Genomic DNA, 25,816 nt, shown 5'->3' on the forward strand with positions numbered 1-25,816 from the left:
TTTTAATAATTTAGAGAATTGATATAATTGGCCATTTCTTCGATTTTTAGTATGGCAGAAACGTTGGCTCTTAAAATAGCTTGCTCGGGCATGTAAGTGACCTGTGCCGACTCGGGGTCCTGGACCAGCGTAATCCCGCCATTTTTTTTGGCGGAGATCAGCCCATTCACGCCATCAGCATTGGAGCCCGAAAGCAATAGGCAAACCAATTGGTTTCCGTAAGCATCGGCTGCCGTTTGAAAGGTAACGTCAATGGAGGGCCTAGAGTAATTGATCTTCTCCGAATAATCCAAGGAGAAGGTAAGGTCTTTTTCGATAAGCAGATGATAGTCTGACGGGGCGATGTACACATAGCCCTGATTGATTTTCTCTTTTTCGTCGGCCTCTTTTACTTTCAGCTTGGTACGATAAGAAAGAAGGTCACTGAGCAAAGAATCCGTGCCCTGTTTGCGATGCACAATAATAATAATCGGGAAATCGATTTTGGGGCTTATCTCGGGCAATATCTTTAAAAGTACGTCCAAGCTACCTGCGGAACCCCCTATCACCAATGCAGCGGCCCTTTTCATGTTTTAGTTTTCCTCCAAATTTTTTCAGGCCCTACTTTATTATAGTTTGATGATATGGGCGAGAAATCAATGGTTTCTTTGCTGCCCAGCGCCAAATAGCCCAAATTTTCAAGGCTTTGGTCAAACAGCTGTAGCACGCGAAACTGCAGCGGCCTATCAAAATAGATAAGTACGTTACGGCACAAAACCAACTGGAATTCGTTAAATGACCTATCGGAAACCAGATTGTGTGTAGAAAAGATCATTTTTCGCTTCAGGTCCTCGTCAAATTTGGCCAAACTGTAGTTGGCCGTGTAATAGGAAGAGAAATCCTTAATTCCACCAGAGGCGATGTAGTTTTCAGAATAACTTTTCATTTGGCTAAGCGGAAACATGCCGTTGGATGCTTTTTCCAACACTGTTGGGTTGATATCCGTAGCATAGATCAATGATTTTTGCAACATATTGAGCTCTTTCAGCAGAATTGCGATAGAGTAAGCCTCCTCGCCAGTGGAACATCCGGCCAGCCAAATCCTGATGAAAGGGTAGGTGTTTAAATTTGGGAGTATTTTTTGCCGTAACAAATGATAAAAGGACGGGTCGCGGAACATTTCGGTTACGTTAACCGTTACACCTTCTACAAAGTGCTTGAAATATACCTCGTCATTCAGGGTCTTGTATCTAAATTCTGCAAAGCTCACGTGCTTGTCCAGGCTGTACAATCGGGATAAACGCCTTTTAAGCGATGCCCTGGAATAGCCCGTAAAATCGTAGCCATGATGCTCCAGCACATCATTGATGAGGATTTCCACTTGTTCGTCAGATATGATCCCGGACTGAGGCACTATAGGTGTTGGTTTATGAGTTTAATTAATTCGTCAACATTTACTGGTTTTGAAATATAGCCTGCCGCCCCCGCTTGCAGGCACCTTTCCCTGTCGCCAAGCATGGCCTGTGCAGTAACTGCAATTGCCGGAACGTTTTTCAGTTGTTCATCTTTCCGCATTTTAACCAGGGTCTGGTAGCCGTCCATGTCTGGCATCATCATATCTAGCAATACCACGCCCACATTTCCATCTTTTTTGATTAGCTCTAATCCCTCTTCGGCATTATTGGCGGCTAGGCAAACATACTTTTTAGCAGTTAAAACAGCTTTTAGTGCAAAAATGTTTCTGCTGTCATCGTCAATAATTAAAATTTTCTTCTCTGTGCTCTGCATATATTAGTGCTTAATTAGACTTGTCGTAAAGCCAAACCCTCAATAATGAAATCAGCTGATCTATATCCACGGGTTTGGAGATATAATCAGATGCACCTGCAGCGATACATTTTTCTCGGTCTCCCATCATTGCTTTTGCGGTTACGGCTAAAATTGGAAGGTTTTTATAGGCCGCCATTGCCCTAATTTGCTTGGTCGTTTCGTAACCGTCCAGCTCGGGCATCATCATGTCCATCAGTACTACGTCAATTTTTGGATTGGCCTTGATGGTGGCCAGGGCCTCCCTGCCGTCTGTTGCCGGAAGTACCTTCATTTTATGCGGTTCCAAGGCTTTGGTTAACGAAAAAATGTTTCGTACGTCATCATCGGCAATAAGGACTACTTTGTCTTTGAGCACATCGCTAACGTTTTGCAGTGTTTCGCTTTTAACTTCTTTATTTTTATGCCCTTTTTCTTCCACTAAATGAAGAAACAGTGCTGCTTCGTCTAAAATTCGTTGGTAAGAGTGGGCGGTTTTTACCACAATGGAATCTGCATACTGCTTAATCCTGTTCTCTTCGCCTTTTGACAGATTTTTACCCGTAAAGATGATGATGGGCAGGTTTTCCAGTCCTTCGCTCTTTTTGATGGTTTCCAACGTTTCGTAAGCATTTTTGTCGGGGATGCCCATGTCTAAAATCACACAGTCCACTTCTTTTTGGTGCAGGGCCTCAATACTGTCGCTGATGTTTGAGGCCACAATGGTTTGCAAGCTGGCCGAACTTAGGAACTGGCTCAGCGCTAGGGCATGTTGCTGATTTTCTTCAACAATAAGGACTTTTTTGGGGTTTTTGCTAAGTGCAAGCTCCAGTTTTTCAAAAATCTGTTTCATGTGCTCCAGGGCAAAAGGCTTATTGATAAAGTCTACGGCGCCTTTTTGCAAGCTTTGTCTTTTTGCCGAAAGCGAAGACATGATGTGCACCGGAATTGGCCGGGTTACGGGGTTAGACTTGAGCTCGTCCATCACTTGCCAACCATCTTTAACAGGAAGTTGGATATCAAGCAAAATGGCCAAAGGTTTGTATTTTTGTGCCATTTCTATGCCCACATCGCCGCGTACCGCAACTAACCCCTTATAGTTGCGCTTTCTGGTGAAATCCAGTAATGTTTTGGCGAAAAAAGTATCATCTTCTATAATAAGGATTACTTTGTCCTGCGGGCCTAGGGTGTGCCTATCGTCTTCTACCTCTTCGGGTATTTTGGCAACTACAAACCGCTCTTCTTCCCGTTGTTGCTCAACTTTTTCCTCTGCCGCTTTTTCTTCTTCCTGTAAATCGGCAAACAGGGCGCCTGCTCTTTCGCTAAAGTGCGCTGGAATAATCAGGGTAAAGGTACTGCCTTCATGCTCCTTGCTTTCCAGCTTAATGTTACCGCCCAACAAATGGGCCAGTTGTTTACTGATGGACAGGCCTAAACCAGTACCGCCAAACTTGCGGCGCGTGGATCCATCTGCTTGCTGGAAAGCCTCAAACACAAGCCCTTGTTTGGCTTTTGGAATGCCAATGCCGGTGTCGGTAACCGCAAAGGTAAGGGCCTGCTCCTTGCTAAGATATCCAATGGAAAAGCTTACTTTTCCTTTTGAAGTAAATTTGAAGGCATTGGACAAAAGATTCTTTAAAATTTGGGATAAACGCATCCGATCTGTAGTAAACGTGCTCGGAACGTCATCAGAAACTCCAATAACCAAATCCAGGCGCTTGTCTTTGGCAATTGGCATAAATAGCGACCTGATATCGGCCGTAACTTCGTCAACCCTAACTTCATTAATCTCCAGCTCCATTTTGCCGGCCTCTATCTTCGAAAGGTCCAAAATCTCGTCAATCAAGCTTAACAAGCCTTGGCCAGAGCTTTGGATTACGGCCGCATATTCTGTGTATTCTTTTTCCAGCTGTTCGCTTTCTGCCATTAGTTTAGACAACAGCAAAATGGAGTTTAAAGGCGTGCGGAGTTCATGCGACATGTTGGCCAAAAACTCAGATTTGTAACGCGTGCTTTGTTCCAGCTGCTCGGCTTTTTGCTTGATTTCCAGGTTTCTTTCCAAAATCAACTGGTTGCGTTCTTCCAGTAAGCTGCTCCTTTCTTCAAGCTCTTGGTTGCTCTGTAGGAGCTCTTCCTGTTGTACCCTCAATTCTTCTTCTGAAGCTTGTATTTTTTGGGTTTGCGCTTCCAGTTCTGAGTTTAAGGCCTCCAGCTCGCTATGTTGGGCTTGCAGTTCTTCGGCTTGCGATTGGGTTTCTTCCAAGAAATCCTGTAGTTTCTTTTTGCTCTGGGCTGCATTAATGGCAATGCCAATGTTTAACGAAATGCTGTTCATAAAATCCAACTTCCGCTGCGGATAGGCATTAACGGTGGCCAGTTCAATCACCCCCATGGCTAATCCGTTTCTGATGATTGGGAAAGCAACTACGCAGGTAGGTTTGGTTTCGCCTGTGGCATAGCTGATGGTGGCCTCCTGATTGGGTACTTTTTCGAGGAGGATTAATTTTTCAGACTGGAAAGCCTGTCCAACCAAGCCCTCGCCAATGGCGATTTTTTTCCGTTGCAGTTGCGAATTTAAAGCATACCCATTAACGAGATGTAGCTCCTGGTCTTCTTCCAAAAGATAAAAGGCGCCCACAAAACTTTTGGTATGCGCAACTACCGCTTCCAAAATATCTTTGGTAAGTAAATGGACTTCTTTGTCGCCTACCATTTTGTCGTTCAGCAAGGCAATTCCCGTTTGCATCCAGTCCCTGTCTTCTAGCTGTGTAAAAGAGAATTGGAGTGACTCGGCCATACTATTAAGGGAGGTAGACAGCACGCCAAGCCCATCTTTGGAAGTTTCGTGAAGCCTAACCTTGTAGTTGCCGCTGGATATTTGATGGGCAATGCTCTTGATGGTATCTATACGTTTGGCGGTATCTTCGTTAATGTGCTGTAGCTGCTGGAAAAGGGCTACACGTTCGTTAAATTCGGAACTTACTTTTTGATAGAAGAAAACAGTGCTAAGAATGGAAAGTATGGCCGCAATTACGATCAGGATAGGAGAAAATCCCGCCAGGGCATTCATTTCTTTAGTTTTTGCGGTTAAAGAGTTTTTTTCTTCAACCTTAATTTCCCGGATAATTCTTCGGGCATTGTCCATATAAACTTTGCCTTGTAAGAGGGCGGCTTCAAGAACTGTTCCTTTATTTCGTTTGGTTTGAATGGTGCTTATCAAGATTGCCATCCTTTTTTCAATCACCTCCCTTAGCTCTTTGAGTTTTTGTTGTTCGTAGGCATTGTCCTTGGTGGCCGCAGTTACCTTCGAAAAAAGTGAGTCTGTCCTTCTTTCGCTGTTGTTGTAGGGCTCTAAGAAACTTGTGTTTCCAGTAAGCAAAAAGCCTCTTTGTCCGGTTTCGGCATCTTTCAACGCCGAAACGATATTGTCTACATCGTTGATGATGGTGTTGCTTTCAACGACCAGGTCGGCACTTTTGATCAAGTTTTGGATACTGATATAAGATGCGGTGGAACTGATGATCAACAATATCAGCGATATTCCTAAACCAATGCGCAGGTTAGTTTTTAGGGATAGTTTCATCTACAATAAATTAAACGTTAAACGTCGGTCATTAACTGGTCAATAGGAATGGTAAAATAAAATTCGGAGCCTTCGCCGTAAACAGAATTTACGTTAATTTGGCCGCCGTGACGCTTGATGATTTCCGAGGAAATATACAGGCCTATGCCTAGCCCTTGGAAACGGTGAGAGGTTTCTTCTACACGATAAAACTTTTCAAAAACTCTTTTTAATTGTTCCGGCTGCATGCCAATGCCAAAATCCTTAACACCAATGTATAGCTCATTGTTTTGTAGGCGTACATTTAGCAATACTTCGTTGGTGCCGGGCGAGTATTTGATGGCGTTGGTTAAAAAGTTGACGATGACCTGCTCGATACGCATTTCATCGCCAAAAACCTTAACCTTAACTTGGCCTTTTTTGGTAATTTTAAAGTCGGGGGCTGATTGGTGCATCACTTCAACGATATTGTCCAGCAAGGTGTCCATGTCAAAGTATTGCTTGTTGAACTTGAGTTTGCCGCTTTCGATTTTTGAGATATCGAGCAGGTCGGCAATTAGCCCGTTTAATTTTTCCAATTGTATTTGGGCTTTGGATAAATGGCTTTTCACCAAGTCGATATCGCCCTTGGCTAAGCCCCTTTCTAGCAGTTGGATATAGCCTTTTACACTGGTTAGCGGTGTTTTAAGTTCATGGCTGGCAATGCTGATGAACTCATCTTTTTTAAGCTCGGCTTCTTTCCTAAATTCAATCTCTTCCAAAAGTGCTTTTTGTACTTCGCCCAACTTGCGGTTTTGCTCGTAAATGCGATAAAAGGTTTTGATTTTAAGCAGGAGGATATTGATGTCGACCGGCTTGGTGATGTAATCTAAGCCGCCGGAAGAATAGCCTTTGGCGATGAAGCGAAACTCGGTGTTTGCCGCGGAAAGGAAAATAATGGCGGTTTCTTTGGCCTTGCTGTATCCAGAAATAACTTCGGCCACCTCAAATCCATCCATTTCTGGCATTTGTACGTCCAAGATAATAAGTACATAGGAGTTTTTAAGCACTTTTTTAAGTGCTTCTTCACCCGAGTTGGCGGTATCTACTTCAAAACCATGTTTTTCGAGAACGTTTTTCAAAGAGATGAGGTTCTCTGGAGTATCGTCAACAAGTAAGATCATTTTCAAATGTAGTAAAAAATGAACGGATATGACTTTCTGCAACAACTTCCTGTTGTAAAAGTCTTGTTCCCTTTAAAGATCGGTCGCTTTAAACGTATCGCCTTGACGCATATCTCCTGTATCGAATCCTTTTTTGAACCAGTACATTCGTTGCGCGGAGGTACCGTGGGTAAAGGAATCGGGCACAACTTCACCTGTGGCCTGTTTTTGGAGCTTGTCGTCGCCTATGGCATTGGCTGCCGTCAGCGCTTCTTCAATGTCCCCGGGATCTAGCTTGAAATCTTTGAGGTTTTGGGCATGGTGCGCCCATAACCCTGCATAAAAATCAGCCTGTAGCTCCAGCATTACCGAAAGCTTATTGTATTCGGTTTGGCTCAGGCGGTTTCGCATCCGCTGTACTTTTTCCGAAGTGCCCAGTAAGTTTTGTACGTGGTGGCCAACTTCATGGGCAATTACATAGGCTTGTGCAAAATCGCCGGCGGCACCGAAACGATTTTTGAGTTCGTCAAAGAAAGAAAAGTCAATATAAACTCTATTGTCTGCCGGACAATAAAATGGCCCTACGGCCGAACTTGCTCCGCCGCAAGCCGTGGAGACATTTCCTTCAAATATGGTTAAGATGGGTTTTTGATAGGTTAGGCCCATTTTTTCAAATTCTTTAGTCCACACGTCCTCGGTGTCAGCAAATACCACTTTAATAAACCGGGTTTGATCGTCGTTTATTTCCGTTTGTGGTGTTGTTTGGTTTTCAACAGGAAGCTGGCTTAGCAGGCCTGTAAAATCTTTTCCAAATAATAAACCGAGTACCACGATGATGATTCCAAGGCCTCCTCCAATGGCCAGTCCGCCTTTTCCTCGTCGGTCATCTACGTTTTGACTTTCTCGTCTTCCTTTCCACTGCATATTAAAAAGTATTGGTAATAAAAATCCTGTTCTTGATTAGGGAACAGGATGGGTGAAATTAAAAATCATTATTGTAGACAAGCCATTTGTCTTTCGTGTTTTGTAGGATAGTGATGCTTGGCCATATATTCCATAGAAATATATGAGAGGGGCGTATCACCTTGGCCATTTGGGTTTGTACAGCAATCGACTGCATTTGCAGAAGGGCGCTTGGTCCGTTCCGTTGCCGCTAATGCCTGTTTCATCTCCTTTATGGTCAACAATTCCTTTTTCATATTTAATAAGGTTTGAAGTTTACTAAATATAGCAAAAATATCAATGGGCTCAAATGTTAAATTCGACAATGCCCCTGGCTATCCTGGCTGAAGTTTCCGCTTTGCCCAAAAGTTTAACAATATCAAAAACGCCTGGTCCAAATTTGCCGCCAACCAACATGATACGCAATGGCAACATTACTTCGCCGGGTTTTAGCCCTTTGGTTTCGGCCAAAGTTTTAAAGTTTGTTTCTAAATCTGCAGCGCTTAGCTCAACATTTAGGGTATTTGCGAATTCTTCAAAAAAAGCAGCTTTATCGTTGTTCCATTTAGGTTTTACTGCTGCGGCATCATACGTTGATGGGCTGGCAAAAAAGTAAGAGGTTTGTGTAACGAAATCAGGTAATAAAGTACACCGGTCTTTAACGAGCTCAATTACTTGCGCAAGCGTTTCGGCATGCGTTACCTCAATGCCATTTTCGGCAAGCATATCTTTAACAACTAACTGTAAACGGTTAGCCGCCGATTGTTTGATCCACTCATGATTGAACCATTTTGCTTTTTCAAAATCGAATTTTGCGCCCGCCCTGCTAATTCTTTCCACAGAAAAGGCTGCTTTCAATTCTTCTAGCGTAAATATTTCTTGGTCAGTTCCGTCATTCCAGCCCAACAACGCCAAAAGGTTTACAAAGGCTTCAGGCATAAAGCCCAATTCTTTAAAACCTTTGGTTAAATCACCGGTTTTAGGATCTGTCCAGTTCATGGCATACACTGGAAAGCCCAGCCTGTCACCGTCTCTTTTGCTCAGTTTGCCGTTGCCATCAGGCTTAAGAATTAAAGGTAAGTGCGCCCAGGCAGGCATTTCACTTTCCCAGCCAAGATATTTCCAAAGCAACAAGTGTATTGGAGCAGAAGGCAGCCATTCCTCGCCCCTGAAAATGTGCGAAATTGCCATGGCCCTGTCATCAACAACTACCGCTAAATGGTAAGTTGGCATGCCATCGGCTTTAAGCAAAACTTTATCGTCTACTAAATTGGTATCAAAGCTAACCACGCCTCTAATCATGTCCGTAAAAGTTACCAGCTCATCAACGGGCATTTTAATACGGATCACATGGGGGGTGTTTTGCGCCAGTAATTCGCTTACTTCATTTTGTGTTAAGGTAAGGGAGTTGCGCATTTGCATACGGCTTTTTTGGCCATATAAGAAATTAGGTTCCTGGGCCCTTTTTGCGTTCAGTTCTTCGGGTGTATCAAAAGCGTAATAGGCATAGCCGCTTGCAATTAGCTGCTCGGCATATTGCCTGTAGCTGGGTTTGCGCTCGCTTTGGCGATAAGGGCCAAAAGCGCCGGGTTTTTGTGGGCTTTCGTCGGCGGCAATGCCGCACCATTCCAAGCAATCAACAATATATTGCTCGGCACCTTCCACAAAACGGGTTTGGTCGGTGTCTTCTATCCTTAAAATAAACGTTCCATTGTTTTTCTTCGCAAAAAGGTAATTAAACAGTGCTGTTCTAACACCTCCTAGATGTAAACCACCAGTTGGGCTGGGTGCAAATCTTACTCTAACTTCTCTGTTCATGATATGTTTAGTTGTTTGGCGTAATTGCGTGTGGCCTAAAGCGTTTCAATTGCTTAGCGCCCTGCGCAAAAAGCAAGACGTTGCAAAGATATGTTTTTCATCTGTTTTTGTGTTGTTTTCATAGGCGATGAAGTGCTTATGCTTTTAAAATGATTAATGATCGGGATTTTGAAAAAGCATAATGGTTTTAAGGTTTTTCCGTTCTGATATTGTATTTTGGCTAAGAAATGAATCCATATCAGAAAAAGCTCCGCTGGAAATTGTTTTTATTGGTTTTTGCCGTGGTGATTGGTATTGCATCGGTAGCTTATACCAATTTTTTTGTGCAAAAGATGGAGCGGGAAGAAGGGACACAGTTTTTGCTTTGGATCAAGGTGGCTGAACAACGGATGAAAATGTACGACAACGAGCAGCTGACCGACGTTTTTGAAACCATCAAAAAGAACAATAAAATGGACGTAATCATTACCCGAACAGATGGCTCCATTTATTTGTGGGATGGTTTGGATACTACCAAAACATTGTATCCCGACAACAAATCGAAACAATATGACACGGTATATTTTGCCAAGCAACTGCAGAAGATGAAGGAGCAGCATAAGCCTGCTAAAATGAAGGGAATTAATGAAGAACAACTGATTGCGTACTACAAGGATTCAAATATTTTAACGCAGTTGAGGTATTTTCCATACATCCAATTAGGAGTAATTGCTCTTTTCCTGATTACTGCCTACGTTGGTTTCAGCGCTGCAAGAAGGGCCGAACGGGACCAGGAGTTTGTAGGGATGGCCAAGGAAACCGCCCATCAGTTGGGGACGCCAATATCATCGCTGATGGCTTGGGTGGAACTCATTAAAACCCGGTTCGATGCCGAGGAAGATCCATTGGTGGCCGAAATGGAAAATGATATTCAGCGGTTAGAAATCATTGCGGATCGTTTTTCAAAAATCGGCTCTATGCCAATATTGGAAGATCATGTTGTGTATATTATCATCAACAACTTTGTACAGTATTTCAAAGTTCGGGCTTCCGATAAGATCAATTTTATCATTACCGGAGATACCCAGGTAAGGGCTATGCTATCGGCGCCGTTGTTTGATTGGGTAATTGAAAACTTACTTAAAAATGCTGTAAACGCCATAGATAACGATGGAACAATCACCATCAGTATTATTGAAAACCTGGCCAAGGAAGAAGTTTTGATTGATATCACGGATACGGGAAAGGGAATTCCCCGGTCTAAGTTTGACACGGTTTTCCAGCCCGGCTACACCACCAGAAAAAGAGGTTGGGGCTTGGGCCTAACCTTAACCAAAAGGATTGTGGAGAACTATCACCGCGGACAGATTTTCGTGAAAGACTCGGAATTAGGCAAAGGAACCACCTTTAGGATTATTTTAAAAAGTAGTATTACTTATGAACCCACCACAAATACACGAATACCCACAGTGGTATAAAGGCTACATTAACCTGGTTGAAGGCAATGTTTTGAGCGTATTAGAAACGCAGGCCGAAGCTTTTGCTGATTTTGTGAACAGCCATGCTGATAAGGCGGATTACGCTTATGCTCCAGGTAAATGGACCATTAAGGAAATGTTTGGCCATATCATAGATACGGAGCGGATTATGGTTTTCCGTTTAACCTGCTTTGCGAGGGGCGAAAAAGCAGCAATCCCGGGCTTTGATGAAGATGAATATGTAAAAAACGCACACTTTAAAGATCGTAGTTTGCAAAGCTTGTGTGAAGAGTTTGTGGCTTTAAGAAAATCGACCATGTTTTTGCTCAACTCTCTTAACGAGGATGAATTGAATAGGCGTGGCACTGCTAACGCCAATGAAATTTCGGTAAGGGCCTTGGTTTTCATTTTAGCAGGGCACGTGATGCACCATCAGAACGTTATTGTAGAAAGATACTTGTAAGGGTTCAGTTAGTATTAAAGGTGTAAGGTTAAAAGGTATGCGTGGCAGCACAACTTTTTGACTTTTTATTTTGGATTTTTAACTTAAATACATGATTTGGTTTAAGGAATTTACTCCCGAAATGTTGAACAGCCGGCCTAAAAACCACATTGGCGCATTGTTGGGCATAGAATTTACCGAAGTTGGCGAAGATTATCTTGCCGCTACCATGCCAGTTGATGAGCGCACCCATCAGCCTGCCGGAATTTTACACGGAGGCGCATCGGTGGTACTGGCCGAAACTTTGGGAAGCATCGCTTCTTATATGTGTATCAACCCGGACAAACAGATCGCAGTGGGCTTGGAGGTAAATGCCAATCACATTAGGCCGGTGAGTAGCGGATTTGTAAAAGGTATTTGCAAGCCCTTGCACATTGGCGGGAAAACACATCTGTGGGAAATAAAACTTTATACCGATAAAGGGAAAATGAACTGTGTGAGCCGTTTAACTGTGGCCATTTTGCCCAAGCCACAAGTTTAGTTGAAAAATTATGGGTTGCCTTGGCGGCCAGGTTTGGGCCGGGCCAACAGTCCGACGAGGTTTTGAGTTGCCTTATGCCTTAAGACGGCAAAATCAAAAGGGCTGAAACTGGTCAAACTATTTCCTTCTCCTTTTTGTTGTGCCATAAAAAAGAAATATGGTAAGTACTGCTGAGGTGATCAACAACAGCCAGTTGGTTTTTGTAAGCCCCGAAAAAGGAGGCCTATATCGGAAAGGGAAGCCCGGTAAATTTAGTTACGAAGATGACCATGGGAATAAAGTAACTGATGACGCCGTTTTAGCACGCATTCAAAAACTGGTACTGCCGCCAGCATGGACGGATGTTTGGATTTCACCCAAAAAGAATGGATACCTGCAAGCCGTAGGCATTGACATTGCCGGAAGAAAGCAGTACCGTTATCACCCAGAGTGGGTTAACCGCCGGGCTGATCATAAATATTTCCGATTACTGGAGTTTGGGAAAGCATTGCCAAGGGCTAGGAAGCTTTTAGAAAAAGATCTTCGCAGGAAAAACCTAGACGAAAGGAAAGTGCTGGCCATTTGTGTTGCGGTTTTGCAAGACACCTTAATTAGAATAGGCACAGTAGCTTACCAGAAAAACTACAATAGTTATGGTTTAAGCACATTGAAAGATAAGCATGTAAAGCATAAAGCCGGAGCAACATTCCTGTCGTTTGTTGGAAAAAAAGGAGTTAAACAAGAAATACGCTTAACGGATAAGCGGCTGGTTAAACTCGTAAAACGATGTAAGGATATTCCTGGGCAAGATCTATTTCAGTTTTATACAAAAGATCGTCAACGTAAGGCGGTGGATTCGGGAATGATCAACCAATATATCAGGGAAATCACGGCAGATGATTTCACCGCAAAAGATTTTAGGACCTGGGGCGGTACCTTGGAGGCTATGCGGCAATTGGCCATTTGTACCAGTGAAAACCCCGAAGTTTCTGCAAAGAAGCTAGTGGTTACGGCCTTAGATTGTGTAGCTGCAAAACTCGGTAACACCAGGGCTGTTTGCAAAAGTGCTTATGTTTATCCTATTTTACTGCAAGCTTTTGAAGCGGGAGATTTGCAGCGCTACCTGAAGAGCATTGCGCTAAATGAACATGACGAAAAAAAAGCCTTAAAAAATGATGAGGCAGTGCTTATTCGGTTTTTGAAAGCGGTTAAACGTAAGCAGAAATAGTCCTAAAACAAAAAAACTTACGAAGATTCGTAAGTTTTTTGTTCAATCACATCCAGATGATTATGGCTGGTTATCAAGCCACTTTTTTTCAATAACGTAAGAGGTTATTAAGCCCAATCCGCCAAAAATAAAGATGCTCCCAAAATAAACAGCTACTGCCTGGCCTTCTTCGCCATTGGTCATTTCCGAACCAAATACCCCTCTAACGGTAAACAGCGCTACCAATAGCCCCAAACCTACACCAACCATCAGCAAACCAAACTTTAGGCTTAAAAACGGTTTTGGAGTTGATTTTCGGGCCCCAGGATCAAATCCTCTTTCTATCAAGGCCATCTTTTCTTTATTTAAAAAATACCTGATACCAAAAACTAATGCAAATGCGCCAACAAACATCGTGATGGCTACTAATTCTCCACTCATGGTTATAATTTTTTGTTAAACATTTCAATTGTTGTGAACCGTGTTCTGTGAGTTATGACAACAGTTAAAAAAAATAGGTTACACTATTCGCAGAAAAAAATTAAATTGTGTGGTAAAACCTTACCGTTGACTATAGTTTCAAATAAAATAGATGAAATTTCTCTCCTCCCTCCCCTAGAGAAGGAGCTGTTCATGGCTCGCCTTGAGCGAATTGAAGTACGCAAGGGGGCCACGGTAATCAGTGCCGGGAAAACCGAACGTTACGTATATTTTATAGAAAGGGGTATTGCCAGGGCTTACAAACAAACCGAAAGGGGTGAGGCGACCATTTGGTTTGGAGCGGATGGTGATGTGATGCTGTCTTTCCTGAGTTTTTTTAGAAACGAACCCGGTTATGAAAGCATTGAAGTGCTAGAGGAAAGTGTACTGTACCGCATTTCCGGTAAGCAATTGCAGCAGCTTTACAGTCAGTATATCCACATGGCCAATTGGGGCCGTAAGCTGGCCGAGTACGAACTGATTAAAACGGAACAGCGTTTTATGGAACTACAGTTTAAAACCGCTACCGAGCGCTATCAAAATCTCATGCGATATACGCCAACAATTTTGCAGCGCGTGCAATTGGGATACATTGCTTCCTATCTGGGTATTACACAGGTGTCGTTGAGTAGAATTAGGGCCGCCGCAAAAGGGTCGTGATAAGTACGTGGAGAGGCCACATCCCTAAAATATTTCTTTGGCTCTAGGTGCTTTTTTATCATTTGTTAAAAAAAGGTAATGCTGTACTACCGATTTTTGCAGCAAATTAAGAACACATGAATTGGATCATATTAATTATTGCTGGACTTTTTGAAGTGGCATTTGCCTCTTGCCTGGGCAAGGTGAAGGAAACCAGCGGCTCAGAAGCCGCCTGGTGGTTTGTAGGCTTTTTGGTTTCGTTAACCATTAGTATGTTGTTATTAATCAAAGCGACACAAACCCTTCCTATTGGAACGGCGTATGCCGTTTGGACTGGTATTGGAGCAGTGGGAACGGTGCTTATGGGCATTTTGGTTTTTAAAGACCCCGCTAGTTTCTGGCGCTTGTTTTTTATCGTTACCCTCATTGGCTCTATCATTGGGCTGAAAGCAGTTTCTCATTAAGATCGTTAATGGCATAGCGACGCACGAAACAGTTAGCCAGTTGCCGATCCCAAACAATTGCCCAAAAAAACGTAATTTGCTGTAACCTGATGCAAAAACCTTGCGTCATAAGGCTAACTATGCAGGAAGTGGAAACAGATCTAGACCTTATCAGCGCTATTTTAGCTGGCGATACGGGCAGTTATGCTGTGTTGGTCAAGCGCCATCAGAGGTTTGTTTTTACCCTGGCCTTGCGCTTTGCTAGGAGTAGGGAAGATGCCGAGGAAATTGCACAAGACTGTTTCATAAAGGCCTATAAAGCATTGGGAACTTTCAAGCAAACCTCAAAATTCAGCACTTGGTTGTACACCATTACCTACACCACGGCCATGACCTACCTTCGGAAGAAAAGGTTCAATTCGAGCTCGATTGACGACGAAGAACAGGTTTTGCAATTGGCTAATAACGACAGTTCTTTTGATGCCGATGCGGTGGAGAAAAAATCAACCTATAAGTACCTGAACGAAGCCATTGCGATGCTTTTGCCAGATGATGCGGCAATTATCACCCTTTTTTACAAAGGTGAGCAGAGCTTGGAAGAAATAGGACAGGCCTTGGCCATGGACCCCAACACGGTGAAAGTGAAACTGCATAGAGCAAGGCATCGGCTAAAAGAAAAATTACAGTTTTTGTTAAAAGAAGAAGTAAAGGAGTTGATATGACAAAGCAGGAAGAGCAACTTTGGAACTATATTGATGGTTTTTGCACTGATCAGGAAAAAGCAGAAATAACGGCAAAATTGGCCGTGGATGCTGAATGGCAGATGCTTTATAGGCAGTTGTTGGAAATCAACAAGCAGCTGGCCGCACATGTAGAAATAGACGAGCCTTCTATGGCGTTTACCCGTAACGTTATGGAACGTGTACAGCATGAAATTGCTCCGGTGGCTTTAAAAACCAGGGTAGACCAACGGATTATTTATGCTATTGGAGGCTTTTTTACCCTTACCTTGCTGGGCATTTTGGGCTATGCCTTTGCAACAGCCGATTTTAAGGATATTAAACTGCCAAACTTGGGGCTAAGCACCGAAATTGATCAGTTGGTTAACCCCATGGTATTGAGGAGCTTTCTTTTTATCAATGCGGTACTTTTGCTGATTTGCCTGGACAGTTTTATTCGGAAAAGAAATAAAAAAGCACAAAAAAAGGGAGAACTTTAATTCTCCCTTTTTTATTGATCAGCCAAGCGATTATTTCTTAAATCCGATAGGCAAAAAAACTTGCGTATTGTCCCAGGCCATGGCTAAATTTGCGCCTTCCGGGGCATCAATAAACGTCATGGAAAACGCTTCTACAGTTTTTTCTATCTTGTTTACCTCCACATCAGTTCTAAGCACATCTTTTTTCTCGTCATAAGAAAAGGCACCCCATTTATCTTGTTGTTTGTTGATAATGATAGTCCATTTATCCTTGCTAGGAATTGCAAAAAGACTGTATCTGCCAGCTTTAATTTTTTTGCCAGCAATGGTTACCGTTTTAAAAAACTGGATTTCTGTGCTTTCGTTAGCCCCTAAGCGCCAAACTTTATCAAACTGCTCCAATACACCAAAAATTTCTCTTCCCTTTTTCTGCGGACGAGAATATAAAACACGCATTACCGGCTCAACCAGCTCTTTAGATTTTGTGGTGTTTAATGGATAATATACCACATCCAACGGGCTGGCATCCACTTTTGGAAAAGTAACGCCCGTAGTTATGTTTTGTGCATTTACAGCCAATGTTCCTGCCAAAAGGAATATCAATAAGCCTAAATTTTTCATCAAAATATTATAGTTGGTTGTGTATCTTGATATTATAGCTTTAGAAACGGGGATTGGATACTTAGTATTCTCTGCCCTTAACTACCTTATGCAAGAAAACTCCACCAAAAATTAACCCGATGATAGCCGCAAGGAAAAGATAGCCAATGTGTAAGGTAACGGCAGAAAAAGCAAGTACAAACGCCACCATTCCAATTACATACCAAACCCAATCAAAATTGTTTTTATTTTCTGAATTGCTCATATTTAAAACTTTTGCGCAAATTTAGTTATTTCAATGAGAAAGAACACATTTGTTTGAATAAAATAAAGCCTATGTACAGATGGGCTGATTTGCGAAGGCAATTCAGCTTGTAAATGATGATGTCTTGAAATGGGCTAATAAGGCATCAGTTTCTTAATAGTTGGGTTATAGTAACCGATTTGTAGCCATTTTGCTTAAGATAACGCAACAGTTCGGGCAGTTTATCGTAAAACTTGTCCTTTCTTCGGGGGTCGGTACCTACGTGCAACAACAAAATAAATCCATTTAAGCCCTGTTGTTTTTCGTAGTCGATGATAGATTGATAAATTTCTTCGCTGCTCCGGTATGATTTGCCCAGTTCCGGATAAGTATAATCGGCGTTGGAACGTGTACCAGAGGTGAAGTTGATCAGCTGAAGCCCCATATCTTCTGTCCAATTGGCAACAGTTTGGTTGTACCATTCAAAGGGCGGCAGGAAATACGGTGCTAACTTTTTGGTAATGCCGTATTTTTCCATCGCTTTGTAGTTGGCATTAAGGTCGTCTTCAAACTGTTGTTTGGTTACCAAAAGAGAGTCCCGTTTTTTCCAATCGGCATAAAGTAGATGTTGATCTGAGTGGGCTCCCAAATAGTGGCCTTTAGCCCTTGCGGTTTTTAGGAAAGATGAAAAGGCCGCGTTTCGGTAAAAGTTGCCCGTTAAAAAGAAAGATGCTTTGACTTGCGCTTTGTCCAGTGTAGCCATGATTTTTTGCCCTCCGTCAGCATATTCGTCCCCAGTAAAAACAATGGCCAGTTGTTTCTCTTTAACATCGCCCCTAATGATTGCGCCCTGCTCCTTCTTGTAGCGATTAAACGTTTTATTGGCCCTGCTATCATAAGCGGCAAGTAAATAAACTAAAGATGCGGTACCGTCCATCGTGGGCTCGTTAGTGCTATAATCGCCATAATCATCATGGTAAACCGCTAAATCGCTTTGAAATTCGGCATAAGCATCGGGCTTTGTTAGTTGTATGCCAATTAGGTTTTTATAGATACTGGTATAAACAGGTCCATCAACCAAGCCGCCGTCAATAGGATATTTGCCCAAATGAGTAAAAGCAGAATGCGGATCGGTAGGTGTATCACCCCAGCTTGGCAGGCCATAAACCATGCTTGTCCCCCAAGGATTACAGCCCAACAGCCAGTCAAAATTAGCCTGCTCCAGTTCAGAAAAGGTGCCATCGCCGCTTAATTGCTCGTACCACATGCACTGCATGGTAAAAGCCACGGTTAAATTGTTGCTGCACCAAATAAAGGGCACACCACGATAAAAAGCGTTTTCTTTTGCTCGGTTCCAAACATGGGTAATGCCTTGTTTATAATAGTCAATGAGTTCTCGTTTTCGGTTGCCGGTAGATTGTTTGGCCAACTCGTAATGGCCTAAATTGATAAACGGATACCATTGGTAATGCTTGGCAGTATCGGCAATGAGCCATGGGGTAACAGGCTCCTGGAGTGCATAGTAAAAAGCCGAGTCAAGCGCCTTGGTTCCGTAGCCATTTATCCTGCCCACCTTGGCCAGGGCTAGCTCCATGTCGTCTGCCCAGTTATCTTCCGCATAAATGTAGGGCGATTTTACCGAAGCAGTTTGCGTAACACCTTTTTTCTTGATCGCATATTGATAAGCTGTTTTCGATTTCTCGGCAAGCTGTTGGCTATAATTTTTGTCTTTTGGATATAGTTCGCTGCCCAAGGAAAAAGCACTGGCAAATTTAGCGGCAGTTGAGCTGGTTCCTTTGGTATCGTTCATGAACTTGCCTCTTTGCTGCGGTTTGCCATCGATAAAATATAGCGGGCGCTCAAAACCTTTCCCGTATTGGCTGTCTTCCTTGGGGATGCGCATGCTGATGTGATCGCGATCATCCGCCAGTTGGTTGAACATGATATTTGCCGAGGGGTGCATCTTCATCAACCAGTCCAAGCCCCATCTGGCTTCATCCAGTACATCGGCTACGCCGTTTTTGCCATCAAGGCCGGTGGCAAGCTTTTGGTCGCTGAAAGCTTTTGGGAAATCTCGGTAGGCCATGAGCAAATGATAGGTAGCATTGGCCGTAGTGGTTGAATATTGCAGATAATCACTGGCATCGTGCCAACCACCTACCGCATCAAAATGGGTGCTGTCTTTAATGCCGCCAGCTTTACCGTAAACCACAAACCCATCGTGGGTGTGGCAGCTGTCTTTTAAAAATGGATTGTACCCGCAGCGCTGCTGGCGCATGTACCTTAGGGCAAAATCGGCGGTATTTTGATAAACATCTTCTCCAATAATCACTTCCGGAGAAATAATGCCACCTACCTTTAGGTAATAGCGGCCAGGAGTTTTAAATTCTGAGAAATTTAGCCGAGCGGCACTTGCAAAAGGCCCGTAAGCGCCAAAAATTTTAATGTTGCTGGAGGTGTATACCGTTTTGCCGCCAATTTTCTCTATCAGTTCAAATTTTTTTGGAAGCGAGGTCCCCTTGCTTGCCCATACAGCTACTTTGATGGATTTTGGCTGGTAACCTAACAGGTTAATCCTGATCCAACTTTGTTCTTCCTTAGGTTTAAAGGCTAACAAAATAAAGAAACACAGGGCGATGGACAGCGATAGGCGCAAAAAAAACTTCATGATGAAACGGACTGAGAGATATTGGTTAACTTAAAAATAGCATTAAATTTTTGAATAGGAGAAAAGCCCATAAAACTACTGGAAAATAAAACGCCCCCAACTTTTGGTCAGGGGCGTTTATCCCAAAAAATTAACAATTTTTTACAAAACCCATAAAACAAGATTTTGTAATGCTTTTAAAAGATTGTTGTTTAACCTTTCATAGGTACAAGGTATAAACTTTTTCGGATATAATCAAATCTGCTTTGATACATCTTTAGGTTTTGATTAAAAGTCTATCAAAATACTCGATAAAATCCATTTTTATTTTTGTAACAAACTAAATATACTTATTTTTCGGGATGCAATTAAATCAACCCAGCCAACGCGAATATTATTTTAACAACGAGGTTGTTTCTCGTTTCGAATTGTACAACAGTTTGTTTCTTACGCTTCCGTTTTATAAAATCAAGGATACCGGAACACTATTGCCACTTTTTTTCAAGAGTTGCGAAGACGGGATCAAGAACCACGAAAAACCAGAAGCGCTGATTGAGAAATTTTTCGAAAAATATGTTCAAGATAAGGGTGAAGAAAGTATTATCGATTTGCTGTTCCGTTTTATCCAATATGTAGAAAGGCAGGTAGTGCTTTTTGACGCCGTAGAAGATGCTTCTTTCACCAAACTGAATACCAGCGACGAGCAAAGTTCTTTAAGGGCATTGTTCCAGAAAGCTAATGACAATGCGAGCCTGCACGAGCAAATAGATCAGTTGGTAGAGGAGTTTTCCTTAAGGCTGGTGCTTACCGCCCATCCAACGCAGTTTTACCCTGGGCCGGTACTGGGAATCATCAACGACCTTACGGCGGCCATCAAATCAAACGACATCACCACCATTAACCAGTTGTTGCAGCAATTAGGTAAAACGCCTTTCTTCAATAAAAAGTCGCCAACACCGGTAGATGAAGCCATGAGCTTGGCCTGGTACCTGGAAAATGTGTTTTATTTTGCCGCAGCAAATATCCAAACGGGATTAAACCAACTGTTGAGCGAATACCACATTGATCCCAAAAAGGTTATTGAACTAGGCTTTTGGCCAGGCGGCGATAGGGACGGGAACCCCAACGTGAAAGCACAAACCACCCTAGAGGTTTCTAAATTGCTGAGACAGATCCTATTCAGGTGTTACTATCGCGATTTTAGGAACGTTAAAAGGCGCATCACTTTTAGAGGGGTAGAAGAAGATATCAATAAACTTCAGGAAGTGTTCTACGAAAATGCCTTTAGCCCTACCCTGGAAGAAAAGGATATTTCAGAGGAAATCATCAAGCATCTGAACAACATCATAGAAATTTTAAATAAGTACCATGATGGTTTGTTTGTAAACATTGTTCAGGATTTGTTGAGGAAAGTAGAACTTTATCGCTGCTACTTCGCATCGCTGGACATTAGGCAGGACAGTAGGGTATTGCGCAAAGTGCACGAGTATTGCAGAACGCAAAAGCCAATTAACTCCCTGTATGCCGAAAACTATGGCGAGCTTGCCGAAGAAGAAAAGTTAAAGGCCATTTCCTTAAGAAATGCCAGAATTATTTATTCGGATGAGCAGGATGACCTGGTCAAAGATGCCTTGCAAACCATTGCCGAAATCAAAGATATCCAGCAAAAGAACGGAGAAGAGGCCTGCCATCGTTTCATTATCAGTAATTGCCAACAGGCAAGTGATATTTTACAGCTGATGGAGCTTTTCCTTTGGAATGGCTGGGAGGCCGAAAGCCTGAGCATTGATTTTGTGCCGCTGTTTGAAACAGTTAACGACCTATCTGGAGCGGGCGAAATTATGAAGACGCTGTACACCCATCCTTTCTATCAAAAGCATTTGGCTTTAAGGGGCGGTAAACAGCACATTATGTTGGGCTTTTCTGATAGTACCAAAGACGGAGGTTATTTGATGGCCAACTGGTCTATCTTTACCGCTAAGGTAGCTCTAACCAAAGTAGCCGAGGAACATAACATTCAGTTGGCATTTTTTGACGGTAGGGGCGGGCCTCCTGCTCGCGGCGGCGGCAAAACCCACCGCTTTTATGCATCGATGGGAAAGGAAATTGCCAATAAAAATATCCAGCTTACGGTACAGGGGCAAACCATCAGTTCGCAATACGGATCAGTGGATAGCGCCACCTTTAACATGGAGCAATTGATCAATGCAGGGATTTCTTCCGGGGTGAAAAGCAAGCATAACGTGCTTTTGGATAAGGAAAACTTCGATATCCTGAACAAAATGGCCAAAGATAGCTACAATGCCTATATCGCCCTGCGTAACGACCCCTTGTTTCTGGAATACCTCGAGAAATTTTCACCGCTAAGCCTGTTGTCAAAAATCACCATCAGCAGTAGGCCGGTAAAAAGAAACGCCGGAACCAAACTGAAATTAGATGACCTGCGTGCCATTGGCTTTGTTACTTCGTGGAGCCAGCTGAAACAGAACGTGCCGGGCTACTACGGCGTTGGAACGGCGCTTAAGACACAGGAAAACCTCGGAAATTGGACGCAAGTACAAAAAACCTATCAGCAGTCGGGGTATTTTAAAACCATTGTGGATAACTGTATCATGTCAATGAGCAAGTCTGATTTTGAGATTACGGCATATTTGGCCAACGACCCTAAATTTGGCTCGTTCTGGAAGCAGCTGCATGATGAGTTTGAGCTTTCTAAGGCCATGTTGCTAAAGCTTACGGGGCACAGCTCGTTAATGGAAAACTATCCGGTAGAAAAAAAATCTATTGCCGTGCGTGAAAAGATTATCCTGCCGTTGGTATTGATCCAACATTTTGCCCTAGATAGGTTACAGCACGATTTAAGCGAGGAAAAGCAGCAGGCATACGAAAAACTGGCCATCAGAACGGTTTACGGTATTGTAAATGCTGGCAGAAACTTGGCCTAGTTGATCAGGGAATTTGCGGAGAAACATGAATGATCTCCAATAAAGAATAAGGACGGCAAGGGGCCGTCCTTATTGAAATTTATACCATATGATAAGCTTCGGCGGTAAATACATGCACAAAGTGTGATGGGCGTGTTGTAGGTTTTTGACCCTAAACCGCCAAAGTGGAAGATACGATTACAGAGGTAGCCATCGTCATCTGGAAGCTACTTGCCGGAAATGCAGTTCAACCAATGTTGTTCGTGTGCCCAACCAGAAATGGTCCCGCCGTTTTTACATCCATTTTGATGCGCTTAACGTTATTCCCAGGATTGCGAAGGGGAAATAGTTAAAGCTAAAGGCATTCCTTTAAGTTAATATCTTTATCATTGCCAAAAAAAACAATTAGTCTGTCATTTATTTCTTCAAAAAATAATGAAAACGCCAACACTTAACTGGACATACAAACACTTCGACCAGCTTACTACAAGGGAGCTATATGCCATATTAAGCCTGCGCAGTGAAGTATTCGTGATGGAGCAGCAATGCAATTATCAGGACCTAGACGGGAAAGATCTTAAGTGCCACCATTTAATGGCCTGGGACGACGATAAGCTTGTGGCCTACACCAGGATAGTTCCAGCAGGGGTTTCTTTCGTAGAGGCCAGTATTGGCCGTGTGTTAACCAATGCCAGTTATAGGAGGATTGGTGCGGGAGTTACCCTTTTGCAGAAAAGTATCGAAAAGGTTTATGAAACCCACGGTAGGCAGCCAATCAGGATAGGTGCACAGCTTTACCTGAAAAAGTTTTACGAAAGTTTTGGCTTTGTGAAGGATAGCGACGAATACCTGGAAGATGATATCCCGCATATTGAAATGATATTGGCTTAGGCTTTTTTACCCACAGGATGAACACAGGCCGTAGTCATTTGGGACATGGCCGAGAAATCATTCAGGTTGAATACAGACTAAAGTACAGCGACTTCATTTTACTTCGTAGCACTTTGGGTGTCACACCCGTTTGGTTGCCGTAGAAATAACCGAATAAGGCCTGGCGCAATGCAAATGGACCAGCCAGGTCTAGGCGCTGCGTACATGCTTAATTTAATGTGCCTGGTAACTCCCTACTTGGCTACAGGCCGGCATCTTTTTAAGGTGAAATACGCCACGTAAAACCAGGGTAATGGCCCCCATGGTTTAGCCCCGCAATAACTAAACAAGCATGATACCACCATTTTTAGATTAAATGTAAAAATCCCTTGACAAAGAATGGATTCGATTCTATCTTTGCGCAATTAAGATTTAATCTAAATAAAAATGAGAATAAAATTTATATCTACCTTATTCGTTTGTGTGTTAGTTGGCCTGTTTTCAATGGCAGTATATGGGCAAAAGGGTAAATCAAACCTTTTGGGAACGGTTAAAACCAACGACGGAAGTGCCGCTAGCCATGTTACGGTAAGTTTAAAAGGGATTTCGACCCAAACCGACGAAAATGGACGTTTTGTGTTCAGGAGCCTAGCCGCTGGCACTTACCAGGTAACGGTTTCGGCTGTGGGCGTTAAATCTGTGCAGCTTGATGTACAGGTAAAGGAAGGCGATAATCAAATGAATACCATTGTGATTTCCGAGTCGGCCTCGCAGTTGCAGGAAGTAGCCATTAGCACTTATAAATCATCTAACAATAAACCTGCAACGTTAGGCAAGGTAGCAATTGCACCACGAGATTTGCCTCAATCAGTACAGATTATTACCAGTGAGGTGATTCAAGACCAACAAGCAGATAGACTTGGCGATGTGATGAAGAATGTGAACGGCGTAGCCCTGGGCGCTAACCGTGGCAGTGTAGGCGAGAACTTTTATGCCAGAGGCTACAGCCTGGGCGCCAATAATGTCTTTAAAAATGGTGCACGTACCAGCATTGGCGGCAGTCCCGAGGCCAGTACCTTAGAGTCTGTTGAGGTGTTAAAAGGCAGTGCCGCCTTATTGTATGGTGGGGTAACGGGAGGCGCCGTGGTTAACATGATTACCAAGAAACCAAAATTTGAGCAAGGAGGAGAAGTAGCTTTTCGTACGGGAAGTTATGGGCAGTACAAGCCAACGGTAGATCTTTACGGTCCCATTGACGATAAATTTGCCTTCAGAATTATTGGAACAGGAGAAAAAGCGGAGAGCTTTAGAGATCAGGTAGAATCAAAGCGGTTTTACATCAATCCCTCTTTGTTATATAAGGCAAATGAAAATACGGAGATATTGTTCCAGGCCGATTACCTGAGCAGCAATTATACGCCAGATTTTGGTATAGGTACCGTAAACAATAAAATTGTTGATTTGGGCAGAAATAAATTCATAAATACCCCCTGGGCCTACAACAAAACCAATACTACCACCATTCAGCTAAACGGAAACCATAAGTTTAACGAGTTCTGGAAACTTAATGTAGTTGCCGCATACCAATCATACGATAGAGACTATTATGGGGCAGAAAGACCAGTAGGAACTGCTGCGGGTATAGCTCCCAGGGCGCTTACAAGATCTAAAATCCAAGAATATACCTATAACCAACAACTTAATTTAACCGGAACTTTTAAGGCTTTGGGTATCAAAAACACCCTGTTGGTTGGGGTAGATGCCGACCAGTCGAGAACTACCAGCAATGGATTTAACTTCATAAACAAAGCGGGGCAAAGGGTTTCTACGTTTAGCTATGAATCGGTAAACCTTTTTGATCCTACAACTTACTATGGTAGCGGTTTTATGCCTACAACAGTAGCCGTTTCAGAAACCTTAACTCCCGTGTACCGATATGGAGCATTTATCCAAAACTTGTTCGAAATTACCAGCAAATTTAAAGCATTGGCGGGCATTCGCTATACCGACCAGAAAAGCGCCCGGATTGTGCCCGTTGCATTAAGCAACGTTCCCGTAGCCTTGCCTACCGCAACCAAGTTTGATGATGCGTTTTCGCCCAAATTAGGATTGGTTTACGAGCCATTTAAAACCACTTCAATTTATGTGAGCTACGCAAACAATTTTACCATCAACACCGGCCAGGATATTTACGGCGCAGCTTTAAAACCGTCTATTATAGATCAGTACGAAGGAGGGATCAAAAACGATTTCTGGGGCGGAAGGCTTTCGGTAAACGCAACCTACTACGTTATTAAAAATGCCAACTTTGCCCAAATGGCCCTTTTTAAAGCCGATGGCTCAACCAATGCCGATGCAAATGTTAAGGAATTTTCAGGAAGCACGCAAAGTGATGGCTTTGAACTGGATGTTAAGGGAAGTTTGGCAAAGGGACTCAATATTATGGCTGGTTATGCGTATAACTACATGCGCTATACCTCAACCTTGGCCGCCAGCGGCATTGTAGAAGGCGAGCGGGTAGTTGGTACCACCAAACATACGGGCAATGCCACCCTGTTTTACACCGTGCAAAACGGAGCAGTAAAAGGCTTAAAGCTTGGTGCGTCGGCATTTTATACCGGTGATAGGAATGGCGGCAGGAATACCAACAAAAGCGGAACTTCATCGGGCATTATCCCGCTAAAGGCATTTACCACGGTTGATTTATCGGCAGGATATTCCTGGAGGAAGATTTCCCTATTGGCCAAGATATCCAACCTTACCAACGAACTAAACTATTTTGTTCACGAAAACTATAGCGTTAACCCCATACCGCCACGCCAGTTTTTAACCACACTGTCGTACAAATTGTAATAGCCCCAAAACAAAAAGTCCCGAGGTAAGCCGTCGGGACTTT

23 protein-coding genes are annotated in these 25,816 nt (G+C 43.0%); 11 read left to right on the top strand and 12 right to left on the bottom strand.

Annotated elements, in window-relative coordinates; translation table 11 throughout:
* Positions 1 to 2: 2 nt before the first annotated feature.
* The 8 genes from DUT71_RS02465 to gltX all read right to left on the bottom strand — a co-directional run bounded on the left by DUT71_RS02465 (position 3) and on the right by gltX (position 9,249).
* Entirely contained in the window at positions 3 to 569 is a 567-nt protein-coding gene (locus DUT71_RS02465) for a chemotaxis protein CheB (RefSeq protein WP_113660921.1), read from the bottom strand.
* Positions 566 to 1,393, bottom strand: coding sequence for a CheR family methyltransferase (locus tag DUT71_RS02470; RefSeq protein WP_113660922.1), 828 nt, complete (start codon positions 1,391 to 1,393; stop codon positions 566 to 568). Before DUT71_RS02470 ends, DUT71_RS02465 begins: the two co-directional genes overlap by 4 nt.
* A complete protein-coding gene (locus tag DUT71_RS02475) occupies positions 1,393 to 1,767 on the bottom strand; it encodes a response regulator (protein WP_113660923.1) in 375 nt (124 codons plus the stop codon). Before DUT71_RS02475 ends, DUT71_RS02470 begins: the two co-directional genes overlap by 1 nt.
* Before the next feature lie 10 nt (positions 1,768 to 1,777).
* A complete protein-coding gene (locus DUT71_RS02480) occupies positions 1,778 to 5,368 on the bottom strand; it encodes a response regulator (protein WP_113660924.1) in 3,591 nt (1,196 codons plus the stop codon).
* Between the two features lie 17 nt (positions 5,369 to 5,385).
* Positions 5,386 to 6,510, bottom strand: coding sequence for an ATP-binding response regulator (locus DUT71_RS02485; protein ID WP_113660925.1), 1,125 nt, complete (start codon positions 6,508 to 6,510; stop codon positions 5,386 to 5,388).
* A 72-nt stretch (positions 6,511 to 6,582) separates the two neighbouring features.
* On the bottom strand, positions 6,583 to 7,413 hold the full coding sequence (gene ypfJ / locus DUT71_RS02490) for a KPN_02809 family neutral zinc metallopeptidase (RefSeq protein WP_113660926.1): 831 nt from the start codon (positions 7,411 to 7,413) through the stop codon (positions 6,583 to 6,585).
* Between the two features lie 68 nt (positions 7,414 to 7,481).
* On the bottom strand, positions 7,482 to 7,688 hold the full coding sequence (locus tag DUT71_RS02495; RefSeq protein ID WP_113660927.1) for a hypothetical protein: 207 nt from the start codon (positions 7,686 to 7,688) through the stop codon (positions 7,482 to 7,484).
* 49 nt (positions 7,689 to 7,737) lie between these two features.
* Positions 7,738 to 9,249, bottom strand: a complete 1,512-nt coding sequence (gene gltX / locus DUT71_RS02500) for a glutamate--tRNA ligase (RefSeq protein ID WP_113660928.1) — start codon at positions 9,247 to 9,249, stop codon at positions 7,738 to 7,740.
* 227 nt (positions 9,250 to 9,476) lie between these two features.
* Here gltX and DUT71_RS02505 point away from each other — a divergent pair, with 227 nt between their 5' ends.
* From DUT71_RS02505 to DUT71_RS02520, 4 genes are all read left to right on the top strand, one after another.
* Complete coding sequence (locus tag DUT71_RS02505) at positions 9,477 to 10,706, top strand: sensor histidine kinase (RefSeq protein ID WP_113660929.1); 1,230 nt, start codon at positions 9,477 to 9,479, stop codon at positions 10,704 to 10,706.
* Positions 10,666 to 11,169 carry a DinB family protein gene (locus DUT71_RS02510; RefSeq protein ID WP_113660930.1) on the top strand — a complete coding sequence of 168 codons (504 nt, stop codon included), beginning with the start codon at positions 10,666 to 10,668 and terminating at the stop codon, positions 11,167 to 11,169. Before DUT71_RS02505 ends, DUT71_RS02510 begins: the two co-directional genes overlap by 41 nt.
* 91 nt (positions 11,170 to 11,260) lie before the next feature.
* Positions 11,261 to 11,689: a hotdog fold thioesterase gene (locus DUT71_RS02515; RefSeq protein WP_113660931.1), complete on the top strand. Its 429-nt coding sequence runs from the start codon at positions 11,261 to 11,263 to the stop codon at positions 11,687 to 11,689.
* 157 nt (positions 11,690 to 11,846) lie between these two features.
* Positions 11,847 to 12,896, top strand: coding sequence for a DNA topoisomerase IB (locus DUT71_RS02520; protein ID WP_113660932.1), 1,050 nt, complete (start codon positions 11,847 to 11,849; stop codon positions 12,894 to 12,896).
* Positions 12,897 to 12,956: 60 nt separating this feature from the next.
* On the opposite strand, the gene DUT71_RS02525 is transcribed toward DUT71_RS02520, so the two are convergent.
* The gene (locus tag DUT71_RS02525; protein ID WP_113660933.1) at positions 12,957 to 13,316 is read right to left on the bottom strand and encodes a DUF6249 domain-containing protein; all 360 of its coding nucleotides are present in this window, start codon (positions 13,314 to 13,316) and stop codon (positions 12,957 to 12,959) included.
* 126 nt (positions 13,317 to 13,442) lie between these two features.
* On the opposite strand from DUT71_RS02525, the gene DUT71_RS02530 reads away from it, so the two are divergent.
* From DUT71_RS02530 to DUT71_RS02545, 4 genes are all read left to right on the top strand, one after another.
* Positions 13,443 to 14,015 carry a Crp/Fnr family transcriptional regulator gene (locus tag DUT71_RS02530; RefSeq protein WP_162795917.1) on the top strand — a complete coding sequence of 191 codons (573 nt, stop codon included), beginning with the start codon at positions 13,443 to 13,445 and terminating at the stop codon, positions 14,013 to 14,015.
* 116 nt (positions 14,016 to 14,131) lie between these two features.
* Complete coding sequence (locus tag DUT71_RS02535) at positions 14,132 to 14,458, top strand: DMT family transporter (protein ID WP_113660935.1); 327 nt, start codon at positions 14,132 to 14,134, stop codon at positions 14,456 to 14,458.
* Positions 14,459 to 14,577: 119 nt separating this feature from the next.
* Positions 14,578 to 15,159, top strand: coding sequence for an RNA polymerase sigma factor (locus tag DUT71_RS02540; protein ID WP_113660936.1), 582 nt, complete (start codon positions 14,578 to 14,580; stop codon positions 15,157 to 15,159).
* The gene (locus tag DUT71_RS02545; protein WP_113660937.1) at positions 15,156 to 15,656 is read left to right on the top strand and encodes a hypothetical protein; all 501 of its coding nucleotides are present in this window, start codon (positions 15,156 to 15,158) and stop codon (positions 15,654 to 15,656) included. Before DUT71_RS02540 ends, DUT71_RS02545 begins: the two co-directional genes overlap by 4 nt.
* A gap of 30 nt (positions 15,657 to 15,686) precedes the next feature.
* Here the strand turns inward: DUT71_RS02545 and DUT71_RS02550 are convergent, their stop codons facing one another.
* The 3 genes from DUT71_RS02550 to DUT71_RS02560 form a co-directional block, all read right to left on the bottom strand.
* A complete protein-coding gene (locus DUT71_RS02550) occupies positions 15,687 to 16,256 on the bottom strand; it encodes a DUF2911 domain-containing protein (protein WP_113660938.1) in 570 nt (189 codons plus the stop codon).
* A gap of 61 nt (positions 16,257 to 16,317) precedes the next feature.
* Positions 16,318 to 16,500, bottom strand: a complete 183-nt coding sequence (locus tag DUT71_RS02555) for a hypothetical protein (RefSeq protein WP_113660939.1) — start codon at positions 16,498 to 16,500, stop codon at positions 16,318 to 16,320.
* A 145-nt stretch (positions 16,501 to 16,645) separates the two neighbouring features.
* Entirely contained in the window at positions 16,646 to 19,147 is a 2,502-nt protein-coding gene (locus DUT71_RS02560) for a glycoside hydrolase family 9 protein (protein ID WP_113660940.1), read from the bottom strand.
* Positions 19,148 to 19,488: 341 nt separating this feature from the next.
* On the opposite strand from DUT71_RS02560, the gene DUT71_RS02565 reads away from it, so the two are divergent.
* The 3 genes from DUT71_RS02565 to DUT71_RS02575 all read left to right on the top strand — a co-directional run bounded on the left by DUT71_RS02565 (position 19,489) and on the right by DUT71_RS02575 (position 25,773).
* Positions 19,489 to 22,071 (top strand): phosphoenolpyruvate carboxylase, encoded by a 2,583-nt coding sequence (locus tag DUT71_RS02565; protein WP_113660941.1) that lies wholly within the window; start codon positions 19,489 to 19,491, stop codon positions 22,069 to 22,071.
* 414 nt (positions 22,072 to 22,485) lie between these two features.
* Positions 22,486 to 22,941, top strand: coding sequence for a GNAT family N-acetyltransferase (locus DUT71_RS02570; protein WP_113660942.1), 456 nt, complete (start codon positions 22,486 to 22,488; stop codon positions 22,939 to 22,941).
* A gap of 426 nt (positions 22,942 to 23,367) precedes the next feature.
* Complete coding sequence (locus DUT71_RS02575; RefSeq protein ID WP_113660943.1) at positions 23,368 to 25,773, top strand: TonB-dependent receptor; 2,406 nt, start codon at positions 23,368 to 23,370, stop codon at positions 25,771 to 25,773.
* The last annotated feature ends 43 nt before the right edge of the window (positions 25,774 to 25,816 follow it).

Origin of the sequence: Pedobacter nanyangensis, from assembly GCF_003313505.1 — a bacterium.
Lineage (GTDB): Bacteria > Bacteroidota > Bacteroidia > Sphingobacteriales > Sphingobacteriaceae > Pedobacter > Pedobacter nanyangensis.